The 20390-nt window shown below is 69.4% G+C and carries 19 protein-coding genes and 1 pseudogene; 8 read left to right on the top strand and 12 right to left on the bottom strand.

The window, feature by feature from the left end:
- Positions 1-863 precede the first annotated feature (863 nt).
- Entirely contained in the window at positions 864-1280 is a 417-nt protein-coding gene (locus tag ACZ4E1_RS35630; protein ID WP_467547366.1) for a hypothetical protein, read from the bottom strand.
- Positions 1281-1332: 52 nt separating this feature from the next.
- Entirely contained in the window at positions 1333-2013 is a 681-nt protein-coding gene (locus ACZ4E1_RS35625) for a replication/maintenance protein RepL (protein WP_467547365.1), read from the bottom strand.
- A gap of 1290 nt (positions 2014-3303) precedes the next feature.
- Here ACZ4E1_RS35625 and ACZ4E1_RS35620 point away from each other — a divergent pair.
- The gene (locus ACZ4E1_RS35620) at positions 3304-4305 is read left to right on the top strand and encodes a helix-turn-helix transcriptional regulator (protein WP_467547363.1); all 1002 of its coding nucleotides are present in this window, start codon (positions 3304-3306) and stop codon (positions 4303-4305) included.
- 940 nt (positions 4306-5245) lie between these two features.
- Here the strand turns inward: ACZ4E1_RS35620 and ACZ4E1_RS35615 are convergent.
- The 4 genes and pseudogenes from ACZ4E1_RS35615 to ACZ4E1_RS35600 form a co-directional block, all read right to left on the bottom strand.
- A complete protein-coding gene (locus tag ACZ4E1_RS35615) occupies positions 5246-5779 on the bottom strand; it encodes a hypothetical protein (protein WP_467547361.1) in 534 nt (177 codons plus the stop codon).
- Positions 5780-5917: 138 nt separating this feature from the next.
- The gene (locus ACZ4E1_RS35610; RefSeq protein WP_467547359.1) at positions 5918-6370 is read right to left on the bottom strand and encodes an NlpC/P60 family protein; all 453 of its coding nucleotides are present in this window, start codon (positions 6368-6370) and stop codon (positions 5918-5920) included.
- Positions 6371-6772: 402 nt separating this feature from the next.
- A pseudogene (locus tag ACZ4E1_RS35605) lies at positions 6773-6976 on the bottom strand (transcriptional regulator); the annotation flags it as partial.
- 132 nt (positions 6977-7108) lie between these two features.
- Positions 7109-7681 carry a dihydrofolate reductase family protein gene (locus tag ACZ4E1_RS35600; RefSeq protein ID WP_467547357.1) on the bottom strand — a complete coding sequence of 191 codons (573 nt, stop codon included), beginning with the start codon at positions 7679-7681 and terminating at the stop codon, positions 7109-7111.
- A 296-nt stretch (positions 7682-7977) separates the two neighbouring features.
- Between ACZ4E1_RS35600 and ACZ4E1_RS35595 the strand changes: the two genes are divergently transcribed.
- A complete protein-coding gene (locus ACZ4E1_RS35595) occupies positions 7978-8622 on the top strand; it encodes a TetR/AcrR family transcriptional regulator (RefSeq protein ID WP_467547355.1) in 645 nt (214 codons plus the stop codon).
- Positions 8623-8989: 367 nt separating this feature from the next.
- On the opposite strand, the gene ACZ4E1_RS35590 is transcribed toward ACZ4E1_RS35595, so the two are convergent.
- Complete coding sequence (locus ACZ4E1_RS35590) at positions 8990-9238, bottom strand: FAD-dependent monooxygenase (RefSeq protein ID WP_467547376.1); 249 nt, start codon at positions 9236-9238, stop codon at positions 8990-8992.
- Positions 9239-9465: 227 nt separating this feature from the next.
- Positions 9466-11040 (bottom strand): MFS transporter, encoded by a 1575-nt coding sequence (locus ACZ4E1_RS35585; protein WP_467547353.1) that lies wholly within the window; start codon positions 11038-11040, stop codon positions 9466-9468.
- Between the two features lie 142 nt (positions 11041-11182).
- Between ACZ4E1_RS35585 and ACZ4E1_RS35580 the strand changes: the two genes are divergently transcribed.
- From ACZ4E1_RS35580 to ACZ4E1_RS35565, 4 genes are all read left to right on the top strand, one after another.
- Positions 11183-11494: an ArsR/SmtB family transcription factor gene (locus ACZ4E1_RS35580; RefSeq protein WP_467547352.1), complete on the top strand. Its 312-nt coding sequence runs from the start codon at positions 11183-11185 to the stop codon at positions 11492-11494.
- Between the two features lie 244 nt (positions 11495-11738).
- Positions 11739-12425 carry a DedA family protein gene (locus ACZ4E1_RS35575; RefSeq protein ID WP_467547350.1) on the top strand — a complete coding sequence of 229 codons (687 nt, stop codon included), beginning with the start codon at positions 11739-11741 and terminating at the stop codon, positions 12423-12425.
- Positions 12426-12460: 35 nt separating this feature from the next.
- On the top strand, positions 12461-13621 hold the full coding sequence (locus tag ACZ4E1_RS35570) for a sensor histidine kinase (protein WP_467547374.1): 1161 nt from the start codon (positions 12461-12463) through the stop codon (positions 13619-13621).
- Positions 13612-14256 carry a response regulator gene (locus tag ACZ4E1_RS35565; protein WP_467547348.1) on the top strand — a complete coding sequence of 215 codons (645 nt, stop codon included), beginning with the start codon at positions 13612-13614 and terminating at the stop codon, positions 14254-14256. The genes ACZ4E1_RS35570 and ACZ4E1_RS35565 overlap by 10 nt, the downstream gene beginning before the upstream one ends.
- 79 nt (positions 14257-14335) lie before the next feature.
- Here ACZ4E1_RS35565 and ACZ4E1_RS35560 read toward each other — a convergent pair whose 3' ends face one another.
- The 3 genes from ACZ4E1_RS35560 to ACZ4E1_RS35550 all read right to left on the bottom strand — a co-directional run bounded on the left by ACZ4E1_RS35560 (position 14336) and on the right by ACZ4E1_RS35550 (position 17158).
- Entirely contained in the window at positions 14336-16012 is a 1677-nt protein-coding gene (locus ACZ4E1_RS35560; protein WP_467547346.1) for a M4 family metallopeptidase, read from the bottom strand.
- 321 nt (positions 16013-16333) lie between these two features.
- Positions 16334-16765 (bottom strand): DMT family transporter, encoded by a 432-nt coding sequence (locus ACZ4E1_RS35555; RefSeq protein ID WP_467547344.1) that lies wholly within the window; start codon positions 16763-16765, stop codon positions 16334-16336.
- 72 nt (positions 16766-16837) lie between these two features.
- Positions 16838-17158, bottom strand: coding sequence for a DMT family transporter (locus ACZ4E1_RS35550; RefSeq protein ID WP_467547342.1), 321 nt, complete (start codon positions 17156-17158; stop codon positions 16838-16840).
- A gap of 153 nt (positions 17159-17311) precedes the next feature.
- On the opposite strand from ACZ4E1_RS35550, the gene ACZ4E1_RS35545 reads away from it, so the two are divergent.
- Both ACZ4E1_RS35545 and ACZ4E1_RS35540 read left to right on the top strand, forming a co-directional pair.
- The gene (locus ACZ4E1_RS35545; RefSeq protein WP_467547340.1) at positions 17312-17764 is read left to right on the top strand and encodes a MarR family winged helix-turn-helix transcriptional regulator; all 453 of its coding nucleotides are present in this window, start codon (positions 17312-17314) and stop codon (positions 17762-17764) included.
- 77 nt (positions 17765-17841) lie between these two features.
- The gene (locus ACZ4E1_RS35540; RefSeq protein WP_467547338.1) at positions 17842-19032 is read left to right on the top strand and encodes a DUF418 domain-containing protein; all 1191 of its coding nucleotides are present in this window, start codon (positions 17842-17844) and stop codon (positions 19030-19032) included.
- On the opposite strand, the gene ACZ4E1_RS35535 is transcribed toward ACZ4E1_RS35540, so the two are convergent.
- On the bottom strand, positions 18965-20371 hold the full coding sequence (locus ACZ4E1_RS35535; protein ID WP_467547336.1) for an MATE family efflux transporter: 1407 nt from the start codon (positions 20369-20371) through the stop codon (positions 18965-18967). The genes ACZ4E1_RS35540 and ACZ4E1_RS35535 overlap by 68 nt on opposite strands.
- Between the last annotated feature and the right edge of the window lie 19 nt (positions 20372-20390).

Below are 20390 nucleotides of genomic sequence, written 5' to 3'. Positions count from 1 at the left end.
GCGCGCGGTCTGCTCCGCAGACACGACGCGCCGCCACTACGTGGCGGAAACCCGGCCACGCTCCGCGTGGCCCTCCGGCCGGCTCCGCCGTCCGGAGGCGGTCAACTCCGTTGCCCGCGGTTTGTATTGCTCCGCAATACAAACGTGAACGGCAATCGCTCCGCGATTGCCTGACTGCGCGTCGACTACAGGTGACCCGGTTCCTCAGAACGGGGGTTGCCTGACGCTCTGTCAGGCCTGTTTTGACGTGTTCTGACTTTCTGTCAGGTCTACTTTGGTTGCCCTGTATTTTTTGATGCACCGTCAAAATTGACTTCCATCCGGATAGTTGAGGTCCCAAAGTAGAGATTGAGGGTCTGAAGCAGGAGCCAGGGGCCGCCACGACGTACAGGTTCGAGACGTTGCCAAACTGACCCGACGGGTACGCCCGCACATATGACAGAGTCCACCAGGCAGTGCCTGGGGTAGTCCAGGCCCCCCCGCACTCGGTGCACTCCATCAGGGAGCATTGTCGAGGTACGGGGACCGCCAGCCGTGTGCGGAACTCAGGTCCTCGTACGCAATGTGGTGAAAGTTTGTCGCGCAGTCAGCCGACCACAAAGGCTCGTAGTGCATGCACGATCGCCCAACGCTGCTCGCATTGAACGGTGCTGCGGTCTGACTGCGCTGCGAATAATCGCGCGGGCCCTTTGATGTGCTCCTCGACTCGATCCCGCGCCCGTAGTTGCCCGCGCTCTCCTCGCTGGGTCGGCCTGGAGCGCCCTGTGTAGTGGTGCGGGCAGTACTGGCGCTGGGTATAGTCACTGGTATCTACTCAGGCACGTGGGGCCCCGCTGGTTTCAGCGGGGCCCCACGTTTTGCTGTCAGGCGACCTGCAGCTTGCGGTTGGAGCCCTCAGAGGGCGGGGCAACGGCATAGCGGGGCAGGTTGAGGTTGGGAAGCGTGCCGGCCTTGATGTCGGCGAGGGCGGTGCGGAAGGCCTTCTGCATGTCGTCGTGGCTCTCGTACTTCGCGGCGAGGGGGTGGAGGCGGTAGGAGTTGCCGCCTCGTTCGCCTTCGGGCCGGAGTACGAGTCCGATGTCACGCAGGGGTGCCATCAGGGCGCTGATGGCCTGTGGGGTCTTGTTGTGGTACTCGCGGGCCATGTCGATCTGCCGTATGGGCAGGTTGCCGCCGAACTCGCTCCGGGCGATGAGGTACTGCAGGAACTTGACGGCGCTGCCGGACAGGGGCAGCGCCCAGATACGTTCGGCAACGATCGGGGACAGGACCTCTGCCATCAGCGTCTTCCTTCCCTGGCGGGGTGCAGTGGGTTCCAGTATCGCTGCGGTATCACCCGGCCTGCTCCTGACGGTGCTCGGGTTCGAAGTCCATGGGGAGCTGCTCTTGTGTCAGGGCAGGCCCGATGAACCGGCCGAAGCTCTGCGGCGTGTCGCCGTGGTCGCGCTCGATGTCGGCGAGGACACCCTGCTGGGCGGTGCTGTTCCCGTTGAACCAGAGGCGGACGTTCATGCGGATCTGGCCGCTGGCGTACTGCTCGAGCCATCCGTTCTCGCACAAAGACTTCACGGCCCGCGAGACGGTGGAGCGGCTCATCTTGGTGGCGCCGGCGACTCGGCGGGCCTCCCGGTTGAGCCCGTCGGTGATCTCCTGCTGCGTGTAGTAGGTGACTCCGCTGCCGCGCATCTGGCCGCCGGCGACGTAGAGGAAGACGCACATCTCACTCTTCGTCACGCGCTTGGCGACGGCGAGCTGGGCCAGGAACTGGACGAACCAATTGCTGGTGATGCTGTATCCGGCGTCGCCCGCCATGTCGTGGACGGTGCGTGGTTCGGAGTCGTACTCGAAGGAGACGCCTTTGAGCTTGCGGCGGCGTCCCTTCTGCTGTTCCTCGACTGAGTCTCCGAGTTGCTGGCCGAGGACGGTGAGGATGTCGTCGAGGCCGAGGTCGGACGATTGGGCGGAGATGGCGCGCGGACGGTGGTACTCCACCTCCGGCGGTTCAGATGTCACTGTGGCTCCCTTTCTACTCAGGCAGCACAGAGCCTATCCCAAAAGACAACTGGTACTTGAGTTTTGACGCGGAGTCACACCTGGCGCCGCCCCTCTGAGCGTGGAGTCGAGCACAGGCCGCAAAACTCCACTGCTGGTTGATTTCCCGGACCTCGTGGGTCAATTTATCAAGCTGTGCTTGAGTTTATGTGTCGGCGAGGGCACATCCTGGCGGATCCGCACCCTCCCGAGAACCGCGTGGCGGTGGCGCTGACCTGCAGGTTCGACCAGCAAAAGAAACTCAACCACTGTTTGAGTTTCGGGGTGGGATGTGTCCTCGGGAGCACAAAATCCGGCCCTGATGGTGTCGGCGCCGACACATCGAGTTTGGCATTTCTGCAGGTCAGCAGCATGTTTCGCGTCGCGGCCTCTTGTAGTTAAGAGCCGGGCCTGCCTGTCGTCCGCCAACACCCCGTAGGGGCGTGATGGAGGGCTGGTTGAGCCACCCTCATCCCTCCCTCTCGGCGCCATCGATCTCCAGTGACCCTTGGCTCAGCCACCGAAAGCCCGCCACAGTGCGCCCGCGGATGCTCACTCAGGAGCCACGTATGTCTCGCTCAGCCATTTCCTGCAGTACCACGCTGTGCTTTTCGCACCCAGGGGCGGACTGCAGTCGCCAACGGCGGCGACCTCCAACGCCGGAGGCACCGGAGGCCCCCAGGGCCGGAGGTGAAAACGGCCCCTCGCGCACAAGAGCGCGAGCTACTCCCGTGAGGCCCCGAGGAGCGCTCTGACCGCGCTCCTGACGGCTCGTCAACTTCCTTGTGAGCGCATCACCCGAGAACGGTCTGGCACCTGCCCACGACCCTCCCCCACCAGAACGCCCGCACGGAACCCCAAGCCGCCCCAATCAAGCTCATGACCGGCCGCTACGCCACGACCACGCGGCGGAACACCAAGGGCAAATACCCAGCGGCTCCACCACCGCCCAGAAGGCCAACCGCGCGATATCAGTCCCCCCATGCGAAAAGCAGTCGGCCATGTCCGTCCAGCCTGTTGACTTTGCGGGGTCAGCACCGTGCCTCCGCCGACACCGAATTTCGCAGGCGTCCGAGGAGCAGAGGAACCAGGAACGGTGGCCAGACCCGGCCAACTAATCGCGGCTTCCTTCCTGTTCACGGCTTGTCACAGAGGTGCCACGGCTCAGTCACCAGGCCAGGTGGCACCTTCCGGCTCACGCGTCGCGGCTCCTAAGCTCCAGGCAGCACCCCTGGCCGGATCCATCCCCGCCCAACCCCCACGGAGCGACGCTTGCCCGCGCATCACATGGCCGTCCTCGGCATCACCGCGGTGGAGGAGGAGGTCTACCGGCTGCTGCTGCGCAGCCCCGGAGCCGAGCTCTCCGGGGTGCACGTTCTGTCGAGGCAGGAACCGATCGTGCTGGACGCGGCCGTGCGCCGGCTGAGGGAACTGCATGTCCTTCGCGAGGAGGGCGGCAAGGTGTGGCCGCACACCCCCGACGTGGTCGTGAACCGGTTGGCCCAGCAACGGCTGGAGGAGCTCTACCACGCCATTCGCACGCTCTCGGACCTGCGCCCCATCGTGGACTCCCTGACGCTCGAGTCGTCCGAGCGGAGCCCGGAGGCCGCACACGCCCCGGTGGAGCGCCTGATCGGCTTGCCCGCGATCCGTGAACGGCTGGACGAATTGGCCTTCTTCGCGCGGTCGGAGATTCTGGCCTGCGAGCCGTACGACGCGCTGACCCCGGAGAACATCGAGAGTGCGCGGCCGCTCGATCTGCGCTGCCTGCGCCGCGGCGTCGTCGTGCGCAACCTGGTCCGCGCGTCCGCGGTAGCGGACGACACCACCCGGGCCTACCTCCAGGAACTGACCGCGGCGGGGGCCCGGGTCCGGGTGATCGAGGACCTGAGCGAGCTGATGCTCGTCTACGACCACCGCACGACGCTCGTGCCGGTGGACCCGAAGAACACCTCCAAAGGTGCTCTCTGTTCGAGCGAGGAGGGAATCGTCACCACCGTCGTGAACAACTTCGAGCGGCTGTGGGCGGGGGCCGCCGAGTTCAGCGACATGGTCGAGCAGGGAAGCCGCGCACCCGGGGAACCCGAACTGACCGGTCTGCAGGCCGAGGTGTTGCGGGCCATGTGCACGGTCAGCAAGGACGAGACCGGCGCGCGCCAGGTCGGCACGGCCCTACGCACGTATCGTCGCTACATATCGGAGCTGATCCGGATGCTCGGCGCGGAGAATCGCGCCCACGCGGCGCTGCTGGCCCGGGAGCGGGGTTGGATCTGACGCCTGGGGCGCCGCCCCCGTCAACTGCCCAGCCACACCTGGGCATCCGCCCGTACGCGTGCCAGGACGCGGCGGCGATCGTGTGGGCGCACCGACCAGGGTGCCGCAGGGCATGCCGGTAGGTCTCCTCTTCCGCAGGCGTGGGACCCAGAGCCTGCATGCGGTGCATCGGCGGTGCTCCTCGGCGGTCAGGAATAGGTATGAGCACAAGCGACAGTCCGGACACCGTGTCTGGCGCCCGGACCTGGACTCGGCCCCGCGGGGCCCTGTCGCCTCGAAGGGCTCAGGTCCTTGGCTTCTGCTGCCAGCCGTTGGCCGGCCCGCAGGCAGGGTCCTTGGGGTCGAGGCAGGGCTGTGCCACCACGCTGCCGTCGCCGCTCGCGAACGTGCTGCCCCCCGAGACTGCGGCGAACAACCCCGCTGTCGCCAGCGTAGTCAGCACCGCCGCCGCTGTCCTCCGGCCCACTCGGCTGGTGAAGCTACGCACCATGTGTCTTCCCTTCCAGCACCCCTGGGCGCCGCTTCTAGTGAGCTGTCCGGGCCTGCTTCCCGGTCGCATCAGAAGGATCGCAGCGATCTCTTCCCGCCCACAGGCCTTCCACTGGCAGGCTCCTGACGCCCGTCGTGCACGATCCTGCCAACTCGCGCGACCGACATCTCCCGCATGGGCCAGGTCCCCAGACCCTCACCACCTCTGTGGGGGACTTGCGTGCCGCTCGCGGCGAACGAAGGCAGTCGCGGCTTCGGGCGATCATGAGATGTTCGCCCGGATGTGGTGCTGGGCTTCCACGATCCAGTGTCCGCGCCACCTCGCAGATCACCGCGTGCACCGAAGGCGCCCTGGGACCGAGCGGTTCCAGGGCGTCTTCGGCGACTTGCGGGGCAGGGAAGGCGGACCGTCACCCTCCGACCATGACGGTCCGCACTGCACCGGCGAGGGCTACGCGTACTGGACGGCCCACAGGTTGCTGTTCTTCTTCACCGGAGCCACGAGGTTGCTCTTCTTCCAGTAGACCTTCTTCTTGCAGGAAGTGGTCGAGGGTACCCACCGCCACTTGGTCACGCTGAAGCCCTTGGCCTCGTGGTACATCATCAACCGGCCGCGGGACTTGCCCGCCTTCGTCTTGACCTTGGCGGAGTAGGTCCAGGTGTCCGACTTGGACCAGGTCTTGCCGACAGAGACGCTGAAGGAGGCGGACGCCTTGGAGAAGACGACGCCGGCCTCGGCGCCGAGGGTCGCAGTCCCCGTCGCGGTCACGGAACCGGTCTTGTTCTTGGCGTACGAAATGGTCACACCGGGCCTCGCCCAGTCGCTGTGCACCTGAGTGGTACGCCAGACGGTCTTCTTGTTACCGATCGAGTACTGCGTCGTGTCGTTGCAGTTCGGTGCCGCCGAGGCGGGGGCCGCAACCCCGGCCACGAGACCGGCGCCGAGCAAGGCGGCGGAGAGGGTGGTACTGACAACGCGCTTCACGCATGTCCTCCTGATGCTGGGGTGCTATATCCGTGGTGCACACGTCAAGTTGTGCGTGAGTCCTGGCCGGCAGTGCCGGGCTCGACGCGGCCTGCAGTCCATGTCAAACAGCCGTGAACCGCCCGTCGGTGCGATCGCTCAGCCATACTTCTTCGGCCGGTACGCGTCGTACTGGTCCGCGCCGAGGCCGTAGCTGCGCACGCTCCGATCGGTGCCGTAGCCGCCGCGCTGCTCGTAGGCTACGTACGACTTGTGGGCGCCGCTCGTCCACTTGACGAAGATGACGACGTGTCGCGTGGTGTTCGAGCCGTTCGCGTCGATGACCAGGTCGCCCTTGCGCAGGGACGACATCTTGATCTTCCGCGTGTACCTGCTGGACGTCAGGCCCACCGTGTTCGTCCCCGGCTTCGCGAGCTTCAGGGCCATGCTGACGTACCCGGAGCAGTCGGTGCGGTAGCCGCCGAAGGTCCTGCTCTGGCTGTACGGGACCCGCGTGCCATGGTTCGCCGTCAGCCAGCTCTTCGCGCGAGAGAGAGTGGTGTTGCGGCTGTACGCCTTCGCCGCTCCGACTTCTCCGTTTGCACTCTGCACAGCGGCTACGCGCGCCGGTCCCGGCGCCTGTGTCTGCGCCTCCGCCTGTGCCGTGAGCACGGGGGTGACGAGTGCTGCCGCCAGCCCAACGGGCATGAGGGTACGAGCAATTCGCTTCATGAGAGTCCTTGTGGAGGGTTGGTCGAACCCGCCGGGCGCGCCTCGGCCACCGCGTTGCCCGACGGAGCGGAGGTTGCGGCAGCCGCTTGTCGATTTGCGTGAGAAAACTATCTGCAGAAATCATGGACGCATCAACACATGGCGTTGGCAGGATCGTGCAGGCTGACGCCAGGAGCCTGCCAACGGGATACCGGCGAGGCTCATGGAGCGTTCCGGACGCACAGGGGTTTTCCAGCCACACTCAAGGCAACCTGCCGCACTGGCTGTGCGCTGCACTCAGGGCTGGTTGAGAGGGTGGAACTCGACGCGGGTGCCGCGGCCTTCGCGGTTGAGTCGCTGCAGGAGATGGCGGGCAACGTTCTGGCGGCGCACCGTGAGGTAGGCGCGCTCGAGCTGGGCGAGGCTCTTCTTCGACGGAGAGGCCTTGCCTTCAGCCCAGCGCTTCAGCGTGCGGTCGGTAACCTTGAGGCTGGCGGCGCATGCGGCGGCTCAGGCGGCGGAGCACCAAGGGCAAGTACCCAGCGGCTCCACCGCCGCTCAGAGGGCCAGCCGCGCGATATCGGTCCCCCATCGATCGGCCGGCACGGAACAACGACGACAAGCTGAGCTGATCCGTTGTCAGCGGATGACGTCGAAGACGTTCTTCTGCAGGCCGTTGGCGTAGGCCTCGTGCTCGACCAGCTTCAGCTTCTGGGCGTCCTTGTCCGTCGTGCTGAACAGTCGCTTGCCGGCGCCGAGCAGGAGCGGGAAGACGAGAAGGTGGTAGCGGTCGATCAGGCCGGCGTCCGAGAGGCTCTGGTTGAGGGCGGCGCTGCCGTGGACGATGATCGGGCCGCCCTCGGTCTCCTTCAGCGCGGCGACCTCGTCGAGGGTGCGCAGGATGCTGGTCTCGCCCCAGTTGGTGACCAGGTCGTCCTCGGTGAGCGTGGTGGAGACGACGTACTTGGGCATCAGCTTGTAGTCGGCGAAGTCCGCCATGTCCGGCCACACCGGGCTGAAGGCTTCGTAGCTGGTCCGGCCCAGCAGTATGGCGGTGGCTTCCTGCTGTTCCCGGCCCTTGATGTCGAAGGCCTCGGGGAGGAACTCGATGTCCTTGAAGGTCCAGCCGGAGTTCCGGTAGCCGGGCTCGCCGCCGGGGCTTTCGACGACGCCGTCGAGGGAGATGAACGCGGTGCTGATCAGGGTACGCATCGTGGGATTCCTCGGTATCTCGTGTCTGGGTACGTCTGGTTCTCTGACTGCCGGGCGCGGAGAAGATCATCGGTCGCAGCCCTCCCCACCGGGCTGCTTGTGCGAACGGATCTAGAACGTCGAGGGTCGTGACGGAGCCGCGGGCGGACCGTTCGGGTGTCCGCGTGCGGGCGGCCGTCGACCACCCTTGTGTACGATGTCCACATTCGGCGAGTGCGGCGATCCGCGCCCCCCGACTGATCATGCAGGAGCCTAGACGACTTAAGTGGATGCTGTCCACATTGGAGGTGGCAGCCATGGCGGCGGCCAGGGAAGAAAAGCCCAAACGGGAGACCTATCGCCACGGCGACCTGCGTAACGCACTGATCGAGGCCGCGCTCGAACTCGCCCGCCAGGGCGGCCCGGAGGCCGTCGTGCTGCGCGCCGCCACCCGGCAGGCCGGCGTCGTCCCCAATGCCGCGTACCGGCACTTCGCCGACCGCGACGCCCTGCTGCACGCCGTCTCCCAGGCGGCCATGTCCCAGGTCGCCCGCACCATGGAGGACGAACAGAACGCCCTGCCGCCCGCCGCAGACCCGGTGGCCGGCGCCCGGGCCCGCTTCCGCGCCGTCGGCACCGGCTACCTGCGCTTCGCCCAGGAAGAGCCCGGCCTCTTCCGTGCCGCCTTCCACGTCCCCGGCGACATGACCCATGCCGCCGCCGACACCGCCGCCGGCACCTCCGGCAAGACCCCCTTCGAACTCCTCGGCGAAGCGCTCGACGGCCTCGTGGAAGCCGGACTGCTGCCCACGGACCGGCGGCCCGGCGCCGAGTTCCTCGCCTGGTCCGCCGTCCACGGACTCGCCGTCCTGCTCATCGACGGCCCACTCCGCGGACTCCATCGCCTGCAGGCCGACGAAGCGGGCCAGCACGTCATCGACATGATCGAACGCGGCATCTGACACCACCAGGACCGCCCGGCGACAGCCGCGGACCGCAGCACACCGCGCGGTCTCGCCCTGGAGTAGCAGAGCGTCGGGCATCGCCCCCGGCGCGGCAGCGGCGACCGCGCCGGCCCCCCGCCGGCGAACGGCTCTGTCCGAGGTGCGCGGATGAGCCTCCGTCAGGATCGGACGCTCCGTCATGCACGGACCCGAGGTACGCGAGACTCCGTCAAGTCCCCTCTGACCAGGCTAGATAGACTTGCCACAAGATCACTACGGGCCTGTCGCCGGTGCGTCCTCTCCGGGTGATCTCCGGCCTCGTTCGACACGAGAAGTTAACGCTGCAGCCCGCTCTGAAGTGGCCTGCACCACAGTGGTGAGACATTCAATGAGGTACGTTTTTATTCATACCTCCGCCTGGCCGCGCAGGACGGTGACGCCGCGCTCGCGGGCCCGCTGTTCGAAGTCGCGCTCCAGGTCGGCCTGGGAGCGCGGGCAGGTGGCCGCGTCGGGCCAGGCCCTGGGCGGTGCGTGCGTGCAGGGTGCCCGCTTTGGGCTGGTCGACGGTGTGCGGTGCGGCTTCGAGGACGACGGTGGTGATGCCGTGGTGGCCGAGTTCGGCGGCCACGAGCATGCCGACGGGGCCGCCGACGACGACCAGGACCTGGGCGTGGAGGGGGGCGGGGTGACGGTCTTCGTGGGGAGGGTGCATGGACGCGGCCCTTCGGGTGGTGTCCCCGGCCGGCGGTGGGGAGCGCGGGGTGCAGGGGTCTGCGTCTCATGCGCGAGGCCCGGCGCCCCGCCGGGGGATGTCTGGGCGCCGGGGCCGGTCTCATGGGTGTCGCGTGGTGGGGCGTGAGCTCACGCGGCAGCGCTGTCGCTCTGCTCGGAACTGCCGCGCAGCAGGCCGGCGATGACGACACACAGGACGAGGCAGACGGCTGCCAGTCCCCACAGGACGCTGTGGAACGCGGAGTCGTAGGACTCGGCGAGGAAGCGTGTGAAGTGCTGGAGGTCGGTGGCTCCGGACAGTTCGGTGGCCCGGGCGAGGTCGCCGCCGGCCGCCTGGCCTGCGACCTGGTCCGCGTGGGCGGCGCCGGGGTGGTCGCCGATGCCGTCGTGGACGCGGTTGCCGAGCACGGTGGCGAGGGCCGACCCGTAGACGGCCACGGCGACGGCCTCGCTGCCGAGCCGCAGCGTGTTGAGGAAGCCTGCCGCCATGCCGGCCTTGGCCGGGTCGACCAGTTCCAGGGCCTGGCCGTCGACGAGTCCGGCGGACAGGCCCATGCCGGCGCCGGTGACCAGCATGGGAAGGGCGACGACGAGGATCTTGACGTCCGGGGAGAACAGGGTGAGGGCCACGTCGCCGACGACGAGGCACGCCAGGCTGGCGTAGATGAGGGCGCGGGCGGAGACGCCGCGGCCGACGAGCTTCGCGGCGAGCATCGGGCACACCAGCACGGGCACGGTGAGCAGCACCATGATCAGGCCTGCGGCGCCGGTGCTGCGGCCGGTGACGGCGGTCAGGTAGCTCGGCAGGTAGGTGAGCATGGTGACGAAGCCGAAGGAGGCGGCGACGGGCACGAGGCACAGGCCGACGAACCGCCGGTTGCGCAGCACGCTCAGGTCCAGCATGGGGTGCCGGCTGCGGTTCTCGACGGCGGCGAAGACGGCGAGGACGACGACGGCCCCCGCGAAGAGTCCGAGGACCCCCGCGCTCCCCCAGCCCCACTGCGAGCCCTGGACGATGGCGGTGGTCAGCAGCACCATGGCGACGACGAACAGCGCGCTGCCGGGTACGTCGATGCGCCCGCCGCTGCCGTTGTCGGCCGGCATGGCCTTGGTGATGGCAGGCACGGCGAGCAGGACGAGGAGCAGGGCGACGGCGTGCACGGCGAACACCCAGCGCCAGCCGAGTCCCTGGACCAGCGCGCCGGCCAGCGAGGGGCCGAGCGCGACGCCGATGCCGGCGACGGTGCCGAACAGGGCGAAGGCCTTGGCGCGTGCCGGGCCGTCGAAGACGGTGGACAGGATGGCCGCGCCGCAGGAGAAGATCGCCGCGCCGCCGATGCCGGCGAGCGCGCGGGCGGCGTCGAGCCACAGGACGTCGGTGGCGACGGCGCTGGCCAGTGAGGCGATGGCGTAGACGGCGGCACCCGCCGCGAAGGCCTTGACCCGGCCGATGATGTCGGCGACGGAGCCCCAGACGAGGGTGAAGCAGGCGAAGGCGACGTTGAAGGCGTTGACGACCCATTGCAGGGGGGCGAGGCCGGCGTGGGTGTCGGCGCCGATGTCGGACAGGGCGACGGCCGTGCCGGAGATCGACATCGGGACGACGAACACCGCGAGGAGTACGGCGGCCAGGGTCAGCGAGCGGCCCGGCTGCCCTTCCGCCTGCTCGGGTGGTGCGGCCGACGTCGTGGTCTGCGTACTCATGGGGGCACAACTCCAGGCTCGGTCCGGCCGGCTGACGATCAGGTACGGAATTTTTCGAACCTCAACGTCGCACACCCAGAAGGTATGATGCAACCCGTACCTAAGGACGACGGCAGGACCAGCGGGAAAAAGGAGGGCGACGATGCCCGACGAGGACGGACACCCCTCACGCGAGGAGATGGACCTGCGGACGGTGCTGAGCGCACTGTCCGACCCCCTGCGCTACGGAATCGTGACAGCCCTGCTGCGCGAGCCCGAGGGGGCGGCCCGCACCTGCGCCTCGTTCAACCTTCCGGTCTCGAAGTCCACGACCACCCACCACTTCAAGATCCTCCGCGAGTCGGGTCTGGTGCGGCAGGTGGACCGGGGCAACAGCCGCGCCGCCACCCTGCGCCGCACGGATCTGGACGAACGCTTCCCCGGCCTGCTCGACCTGCTCGGCACCAACCCCTGACGGGCCGGCGCCGCGGAGCGGGCTCAGCAGGACGTCGCGCCGGCCGGCTGAGCCGGTGCCCCTGGGCGAGCGGTGGGTGAGTGGCCGTGCGCGTCGCCCTGGGGGAAACCGCAGGGTGACGCGCGGGATCACCGCAGACAGCCGGACGGTTGTCCTCGTAGTGGTGATGAGCTGCGGTTTCTAGCGTGGATCGGGTTCGGGGCGCTCGCCTCGGAGCAGTCGATCACCACGCCAGGAGACCCGCATGCACCTCGTGACTTCGGCCGCCGACGCTGCCGAGCCGACCACTGGCGTCGCGGGCTGGGCGGCGCACCTCGTCGATGTGTTCGGCGGGCCGGGCGCCGGTCTGGCGATCGCGCTCGAGAACCTCTTTCCGCCGCTGCCCAGTGAGGTCATCCTGCCGCTGACCGGTTTCGCCGCGGGCCAGGGTGCGATCAGTCTCTTCTCGGCGCTGTTGTGGACGACGCTCGGGTCCGTGGTCGGGGCGGCGGCGCTGTACGGGATCGGGCGGGCCGTCGGCCGTGAGCGGATGTACGCGCTGTGGGGCCGGCTGCCGTTGGTGAAGGTCTCCGATCTGGACAGGACGGAGGCGTGGTTCCGGCGGCACGGGACGAAGGCGGTGCTGATCGGGCGGATGGTGCCGATCTTCCGCAGTCTCATCTCCGTCCCCGCGGGGGTGGAGCGGATGCGTCTGCCGGTGTTTCTGTCACTGACCGCGGTCGGCTCGCTGATGTGGAACTCGATTCTGGTGCTTGCGGGTTACTGGCTGGGTGAGCAGTGGGATCTGGTGGAGACGTACGTGGGTGTGATCTCCAAGGTCGTGCTGGCGGCGGCCGTGACCGCGGTGGCGGCGTATGTCGTCGTACGGCTGCGGGGGCGGGGCCGGCACCGTGATCGCGAGCGCCGGACGAGGATCGAGCGGGCCCGTTAGGCTCGGCTTCCGTGCTGGTGACAGGGGTGGAGCGGGTGGAGACGAGGGGGACGTCCGGGTCGGTGGCCGGGGTGCTCGGGACGGCGGCCGGCGTCCTCCTCGGGTGCGTCGGCGCGTGCGTGGGGCTGGTGTGGCTCGCCGCCGCCGGCCTCGTCCTGGGCCCGTTCCTGCTGTGGCCGCGCACCCGGCGCGGGGCGCGGGCGGCGCTGGTCGCGGGGGCGCGTCGGATCGCGGGGCTGGAGCGGCGCCGCCGCGTCGTCTTCTTCGGCGACCGCTTCCCTCTGCACTACGTGCCCCAGGACGGCACGGTCCTGCGGTACGTCGCCACGCGCGCGTACGCCGGGACGGTCACCGCCGTCACGCTCGCCCTGTTCGGGTTCGGCACGGTGCTGGCCGGGGTGTTCGCCGCCGCGCTGGTACGCGGGCGGGTCGGTGTCGAAGAACTGCTGTGGCAGGTGCTGCTGGGCGGTGCGCTGCTCTTTCTCGGCGTGCAGGGCCTGCGTTCCCTGTACGCGCTCGACGCCCGGCTGGCGCGTGACACCTTCGGGCCCTCCGAGCGCGAGCTGCTGCAGCAGCGGATCGACGAACTGGCCACGAGCCGCGCCGCGGTGGTGCACGCCGTCGACACGGAGCGGCGCCGCATCGAACGCGATCTGCACGACGGCATTCAGCAGCGGCTCGTCGCCCTCGCCATGCTGCTCGGCCGTGCCCGCCGCCCCGGCCGGACCCCGGAGCAGTCCGCCGCGCTCCTGGCCCAGGCCCACGAGGAGGCGCAGGGCGTGCTCACCGAACTGCGCGAGGTGGCGTGGCGGGTGTATCCGTCGGCGCTCGACGGGCCGGGGCTGCGCGAGGCGCTGGGCGGGGTGGCCGAGCGCAGCCCGGTCCCGCTGCGTCTGGAGTACGGCCTGGAACGGCCGCTCCCCCGGCCCGTGGAGACGGCCGCCTACTTCGTGGTGTCGGAGGCGGTGACGAATGCCGCCAAGCACGCGCAGGCCACCGGCATCCAGGTACAACTCGCAGAAGCGGCCGGGGTGTTGACCGTTTCCGTCCAGGACGACGGGTGCGGCGGAGCCGACCCGCACGGCACCGGGCTGGCCGGACTGCGCGGGCGCGTCGAGGCGCTCGACGGCCGGCTGCGCGTCGACAGCCCGCCGGCCGGACCCACCACTATCACCGCGGAGCTGCCGTGCGCCTGATCATCGCCGAGGACTCGACCCTGCTGCGCGAGGGACTGGTACGACTGCTCGCGGAAGAGGGACACGAGGTCGTCGCCGCGTTCGGGGACGCCACGACACTGCCCGACGCCGTCGACTCGTACCGTCCGGACGCCGTCGTCGTCGACATCCGGATGCCGCCCACCCACACCGACGAGGGACTGCGGGCCGCCCTGGAGATCCGTGCCCGCCGCCCCGCGACCGGGGTGCTCGTGCTGTCGCAGCACGTGGAACGGACCTACGCGGCGCAGCTGCTCGCGGGCGGCGCCGAGGGCATCGGCTACCTGCTCAAGGACCGGGTCGCACAGGTCGAGGAGTTCCTCGACGCACTGGAGCGGATCCGGGCCGGCAGCGCGGTGATCGACCCGGAAGTCGTACGCCAACTCGTCGGCCGCTCCGTGCGCGCCGATCCGCTCGCCCGGCTCACCCCGCGCGAGCGCGACGTCCTGGAGGTCCTCGCGCAGGGGCATACGAACAGCGGGATCGCCGAACGGCTGCACCTGTCGCTGAGCGCGGTCGAGAAGCATCTCAACGCGGTCTTCGACAAGCTGGAACTGCCGCGTACGACGGGATACAACCGGCGGATTCTGGCGGTGCTGCGCTACTTGGAGGCGTGACGCCGAGGGGGCAGAGAGGTGGCGGTGCCCGGTGGTCCGGGCACCGCCACTCACGTGCTCGCGTTCACCGCCGTACGGGTCACGCCTTGACGTTCACCCCCGCCCAGGCGGCGTCGACGGCCTTGGCCTCGGGGCTGCCCGCGCCGTAGAGGTCGGCGGCGGCCTTCAGCGTGCCCTCGCGCGCGCCGTGGTAGTCGGTGGTGGAGGTGAAGTACGTGGTCAGGGCCTTGTACCAGATCTGTACGGCCTTGTCGCGGCCGATGCCGGTGACGGTGGAGCCGTCCACGGTCGGGCTGTTGTAGTGCACGCCGTTGATGTCCTTGGCGCCGCTGCCTTCGGACAGCAGGTAGAAGAAGTGGTTGGCGACGCCGGAGGAGTAGTGCACGTCGAGGTTGCCGACGCCGGCGCTCCAGTAGTCGGCCGAGCCGCGGCCGTCCTTGCTGGGCTGGTCCTGGTAGCGCAGCGGCTTGCCGGTGCCGAAGATGTCGATCTTCTCGCCGAGCAGGTAGTCGCCGGGGTCCTGGGCGTTGTTCGCGTTCCACTCCACGGCGGTGCCGAAGATGTCCGAGGTGGCCTCGTTCAGGCCGCCGGACTCGCCGGAGTACTGCAGGCCGGCGGTGGCGGACGTGACGCCGTGGCTGAACTCGTGGCCGGCGACGTCGAGTTGGGTCAGCGGGTGCTGGTTGCTCGCGCCGTCGCCGTAGGTGATGGTGAAGGACTGGTCGTCCCAGAAGGCGTTCTGGTAGGCGTTGCCGTAGTGGACTCGGGAGACGGGGGCCCGGCCGTCGTTCTTGATGCCGTTGCGGTGCAGGACGTCCTTGTAGAAGTCCCAGGTCTTGGCGGCTCCGTAGGCGGCGTCGACGGCGGCGGTCTGGTTGTTGCCGGGGGTGCCGTCGCCCCAGGCGTTGTCCGCGTCGGAGAACAGGACGCCCTTGCCGCCCGTGCGGTGCTGGAAGTCGACGGTGCTGGAGCCGCCGCGCACGGTGTCGACGAGGTCGTAGCCCTTCGACGACGTGCTCGTGTTGAGCGGGACCGTGCCCGCGTACTGGCTGGCGCCGGTGCCGACCGCGCCGACCTGGGGGCTGCCCGGCTTGGCGGAGGCGCCCTTGGAGGCGGCTGCCTCGGCCGTGAAGCCGTCGGCTATGTCGTCGATGAGCTGCTGCTCGTAGAGCTTCTTGCCGGTGTCGGCGTCGGTGACGACGCGCAGCCGGCTCGGGGTGACGCCGTCCTTCTGGGTACCGCTGACGAGGGTCTCGTAGGCGAGGACGGGCTTGCCGTCGGCGGCCCAGATGACCTTGCGGGGCGCCTCGTCGGTGGCGGAATCGGAGTTTCTCGCGGCCTTGGCGGCCTTGACGGCGGCGGACCTGGCGGTGGTCGGGGTCAGCTTCGGGGTGAGCGAGGCGACCTTGATGGTGGCCTTGACCGCCTTGGTGACGTTCTTGACGGCGCCGTCGGCGGCGCGGTGGACGATGAGGTCGCCGCCCAGGACGGGGAGGCCGGCGTAGGTGCGCTCGTAGCGGGTGTGGACCGTGCCGTCGGTGTCCTTGACGACGTCCTTGACGACCAGCTTCTCCTTGGCGCCGAGGCCGATCGACGAGGCGGTGGCCGCGGCGGAGGTGCCGGCGCGGTGCTCCGGAGCGGCGCCCGCGGACGCGGTGGCGACGCCGGTGGCGAGCAGCGTGCCGGTGAGGACGGCGGCGCCTGAGATGAGGGCGAGACGCCGTGCCGTGCCGCGTGTGGGGGAGAGCGAGGACATGTGGTTCTCCAGAGGCTCATGGGGAGTTGGGCGGGGTCGCCGCCCATCGGTGCAAGGCCTATCGCCTTGATGGGCAGGGACACTCCCAGTCCGTCGCGCACATGTCACGCGAAACAAAAGGGGGTTGGGCCACTCATGAGGGATTTGCGCACTCGCTCTTCACGGGAACGACAAGGCCGCGCAACGGGCCGATACGCGCCGACATGGATGACACAGGAATCCGCAACATTCACGAAAGCCCCCCGGGGCAGAGCCTGAGGCGGGCCCTGGCTCCGCCGGGGGGGGCGGGGTGATGGGGAGGCAAGCAGTTGTGGCGTCGAGTCAGGCGTTGGCGGGCTGGGTCTGCTGGGCGGGCTGGGTCTGCTGCGGCCGGTCCGTCGCGGTCTTGGGCGTGGAGGGCTTGTCGGCGAGCTTGAGGATGATGACGCCGGCGATGATCAGGCCGAGCCACAGGTACTGCACGCCGCTGAGGGTCTCGTCGAAGAAGACCGGGCCGAGCACGGCCGCGCCGACCGCTCCGATTCCGGCCCACACGGCGTAGCCGATGCCGACGTCGATGGTGCGCAGCGCCTGGCTCAGCGCCCAGAGGGTCAGGAGGAAGAACACGATGCCGACCAGTGACCAGGTCAGTACGGAGAAGCCTTCGCTGCCGCCCACGGCGAGGGCGTAGACGACTTCGAAGCCTCCGGCGAGCAGGAGCATGGTCCAGGAGCGGGTGGTGGACGGGGCAGTGGGCGCGGTGGTGGAGGACATGGGAGCGGGGTCCTTTCGGGGCGGAGGAGGGGAGCGGTAGGTCAGGGGCGGCCGGTCGGAAAGGGGCAGAGGTCAGGCGCCGCCACTGAGCTGGAGGCCCACGACCCCGCCGATCACCGCGAGGATTCCCAGAGCCTTGCCCCAGTTCAGGCGCTGGCCGAAGAGCAGGGCGCCCAGCAGCGTGATGCCGACGCCGGCCACCGAGGTCCACAGCGCGTACCCGACACCGACGTTGAACGTCAGGAGCGCCTTGCTGAGCGCGAAGGTCGCCAGCGCGCCGCTGATCAGCGTCGCCGCGGTCCACTTCCGGTTGGTGAATCCCTCGGCCTTGCCTGCCGAGAGCGCCACGGTGATCTCGAAGACGACGGCGATGGCCAGGTAGATCCAGTGCATGACAGAAGACCTTTCACTCGGAAGCAGTTCCAGCTATTTGCTTGTACGTGCAAATGTTTTGAGGTCGCGAGGCGCCCCGAGGTGAACCGGCGGGACGTGGAGAAGCTTGTATGTGCATGTACTCTGTTGTCAACCGCCGCCGAGGAGGCACTCATGAAGACGTCACAGCCCGCACCGGCCTACGCCTCCGACCAGGCGCTGTGGAGCCGTGCCGTCACGCTCTTCGGGCGTGTGGAGCGGGAGTTGTCCCAGGCGCTGCAGCGCCGTCACGGCATCAGCCTGTCGGAGTTCCGCTCCTTGGAGAACCTCCACCGTGCCGACAAGGACGAACTGCGCATGCAGGATCTCGCCGAGAGCGTCGGCCTCAGCCAGTCGTCGGTGACGCGCCTGGTGGCACGGCTGGAGAAGGCCGGATACGCGTACAAGGACCTGTGCCCGTCGGACAAGCGTGGCGTCTACGCGGTCATCACCGAGGACGGCCGGCGGCGCTATCAGGACGCGTGCGCGACCTACGCGGAAGTGCTCTCCTCGGTGCTCAACACCTTTGCCGCCGATGCCGAGCTCGGCCCCACCGTCCAGGCCCTGCGCGGTGCCCACGGCCTGTAGGGGTCGTAGACAGAAGTCGGTGCGCGGTAGACGATCGGCCGACGCCGCACGGGCAGGGCGCGGCCTTGACTGGGGGCATGACGACGGAGAGGTCCGGACCGACGAATCCGGCGGGGCGGGCGCTCGCTCCGGATCTGGCGCGCGGCTTCATGCTGCTGTTCATCGCGGTGGCCAACTCCCACTACTTCCTGCGGGGTTCGCGGATCTTCGGGGGCTTTCCGCAGGGCGGGTCCGCGGTCGACTCGGTCACCACCTGGACGATCTCCACGTTCGTCGACGGTCGCGCGTTCCCGATGTTCGGTCTGCTCTTCGGGTACGGGGTGGCGCACATCGTGCGCCGGCAGGCCGCGTCCCGGCCTCGGGACGTACGGCGGCTGCTGTGGCGGCGCGGCCTGGCCCTGGTCGTCGTGGGGACCGCGCACGCGATGCTCTTGTACGTCGGTGACATTCTGGCCGCATATGGAGTGCTGCTGTTCGCGGGTGCCTGGATGGTGCGCTGGAAGGACCGTTGGCTGCTCCTGACCGCCTTGCTGTTCTTCGTGCTGACGTCGCTGCCCAGCGCCGGCTCGTCGGCGGTGAGCGGCGATCCGCCGGACCCGTCGATGCTGCCCGCGGACGTGGGCACGATGTTCGCGGCTCGGCTGGAGGTCGCGCCGGTGGTGGCGCTGCTCGGGCCGATCGGGTTCCTGTGCCCGTTGGCGGTCGGGCTGTGGGCGGGGCGGCGGCGCGTGCTGGAGGAGACCGAAAGGTACCGGACCCTCCTGCGGGTCGTGGCCGTGGTCGGGATCGGCAGCGCGGCGCTCGGTGCTCAGCCCGCCGCGCTGATGGCTGCCGGGGTCGTCGATGTCCCCGGGCGGCAGGCGCTGGAGGTGGTCGGGCCGCTGCATGACGCCACGGGTGTCCTCGGCGGGTTCGGGTACGCGGCGCTGGTGGCTCTGGTCGCGGCGAGGGTCGCTTCACGGCGGGGGCGCCTGGTGAACGCGGTCGCCGCTGTCGGCCAGCGGTCGATGACCTGCTATCTCGCGCAGTCGGTGGTGTGGGCGGTGGTGTTCACCCCGTTCCTGCTGGACCTCTCCGGGAAGCTGACCGTCACCGCTACGGCGCTCCTGGCCACGGCCACCTGGTGTGTGACCGTGCTGGTGGCCCACCACATGCAACGGCAGGGGCGGCGTGGCCCGTTCGAGGTGCTGGTGCGGCGGGTCACCTACGGGAGGGCCGCCCCCGCCGGGCCGATGACGCCCGCCAAGGTGTCGTCGTCGGCCGAGTAGCGCCCGGGGAGGTGGACGGCTGCGTGGGTGTGGTGCGCCGGTACATCCTGGCGACGGCCGCGCACTGCAGGGCCATGGACGCCGCCATGGCCGCGCAGATGCCGGGCAGTCCCGCCCCCGACAGGGCGTACGCGAGGGCCAGTTGGAGCAGTACGCCGCAGGTGGTGATGCGGGCGAGGGCGGGGCTGTCGCCGCTGCCTTCGAACACCCCGCCCAGGGCGATGAAGCAGGCGAGCAGTACCAGGTACGGGCCCAGTGAGCGCAGGTAGAGGGTGCCGGCCGCGGCCACGGCGCCTTCGCTGCCGAACGCCCGCATGACCCAGGGGCCGGCGGCGAGCAGGGGCAGGGCGGCCGTGAGTCCGAGTGCCCCGCCGAGGAGCAGCGCCTGTCGCCCGATGGCCCGTCGTGCGTCGTGGCCGGTGCCGAGCAGGTGGGAGGTGCGGATGGCGGCGGCCTGGCGTACCGCGTAGAAGGCCATGGTCGCCACGTACATGGCCTTGGTCGCGATGCCGTAGGCGGCGACTTCGGTGACGCCGATCCGGGCGACGACGGCGACGAGGACGAGGGCGCCGGTCATCCGGATGACGAAGTCGGCCGACATGGGCAGTCCGGTGCGGGCGACCTCGCGGGCGTCGGATCCGCGTGACCGGGTCCGGTCCGTCGGGGCCGTGGCCGCCCGGCGCAGGACGGCGTTGCGGCGGAGCGCCACGAGTCCGCAGGCCAGTGCGGCCGTGCGGCCCAGGACCGTGGCGATCGCGGCGCCACGGACGCCGAGGTCGAGGCCGAGGATGAGCAGGGGGTCCAGAGCGAGGATCAGTCCGTTGGCGAGCAGGGCGAGTCTCATGGGGGTGCGGGTGTCGCCCGCGCCTTTGAGGATGCCGTCGATGACGTTGGTCGCGTAGAACACCGCGATGCCCGGCAGTGCGATCGAGAAGTAGCCGGTGGCGAGAGGGAGCGAGCCGTCGTCGCCTGCTCCTAGTACGAGTCGGGCGAGCGGCTCGCGGCACAGGAATCCGCCGATGGCGACGACGGGGGTGACGATCGCCCACAGGGTCCAGCCGCCGCGCACGGCGGAGCGCAGCGCTGCCGGATCCTCCGCGCCTCTGGCCCGTGCGACCAGCACGGTCATGCCCGACCCGGCGACGAGGATGACGCCGAGCAGCAGGTTCTCCAGGTTGGTGGCGACGGCCACCGCGGCGACGGACTCCGCGCCGAGCCTCGCGACCCAGACCATGTTGATGATCCCGGCGGTGACGCCCGCGAGCAGTTCGAAGTAGACCGGGTACGCCAGTGACACCAGCCTGCGCCGGTGCTCTGTCGCCTCCGCGCCTGTCTCCACGACTGACTCCACGACCGCT

It is taken from the genome of Streptomyces sp. NPDC025806 (assembly GCF_055558275.1).
The sequence above is the reverse complement of the archived record's forward strand: the minus strand, read 5'-3'. Positions and strand labels throughout refer to the sequence as shown.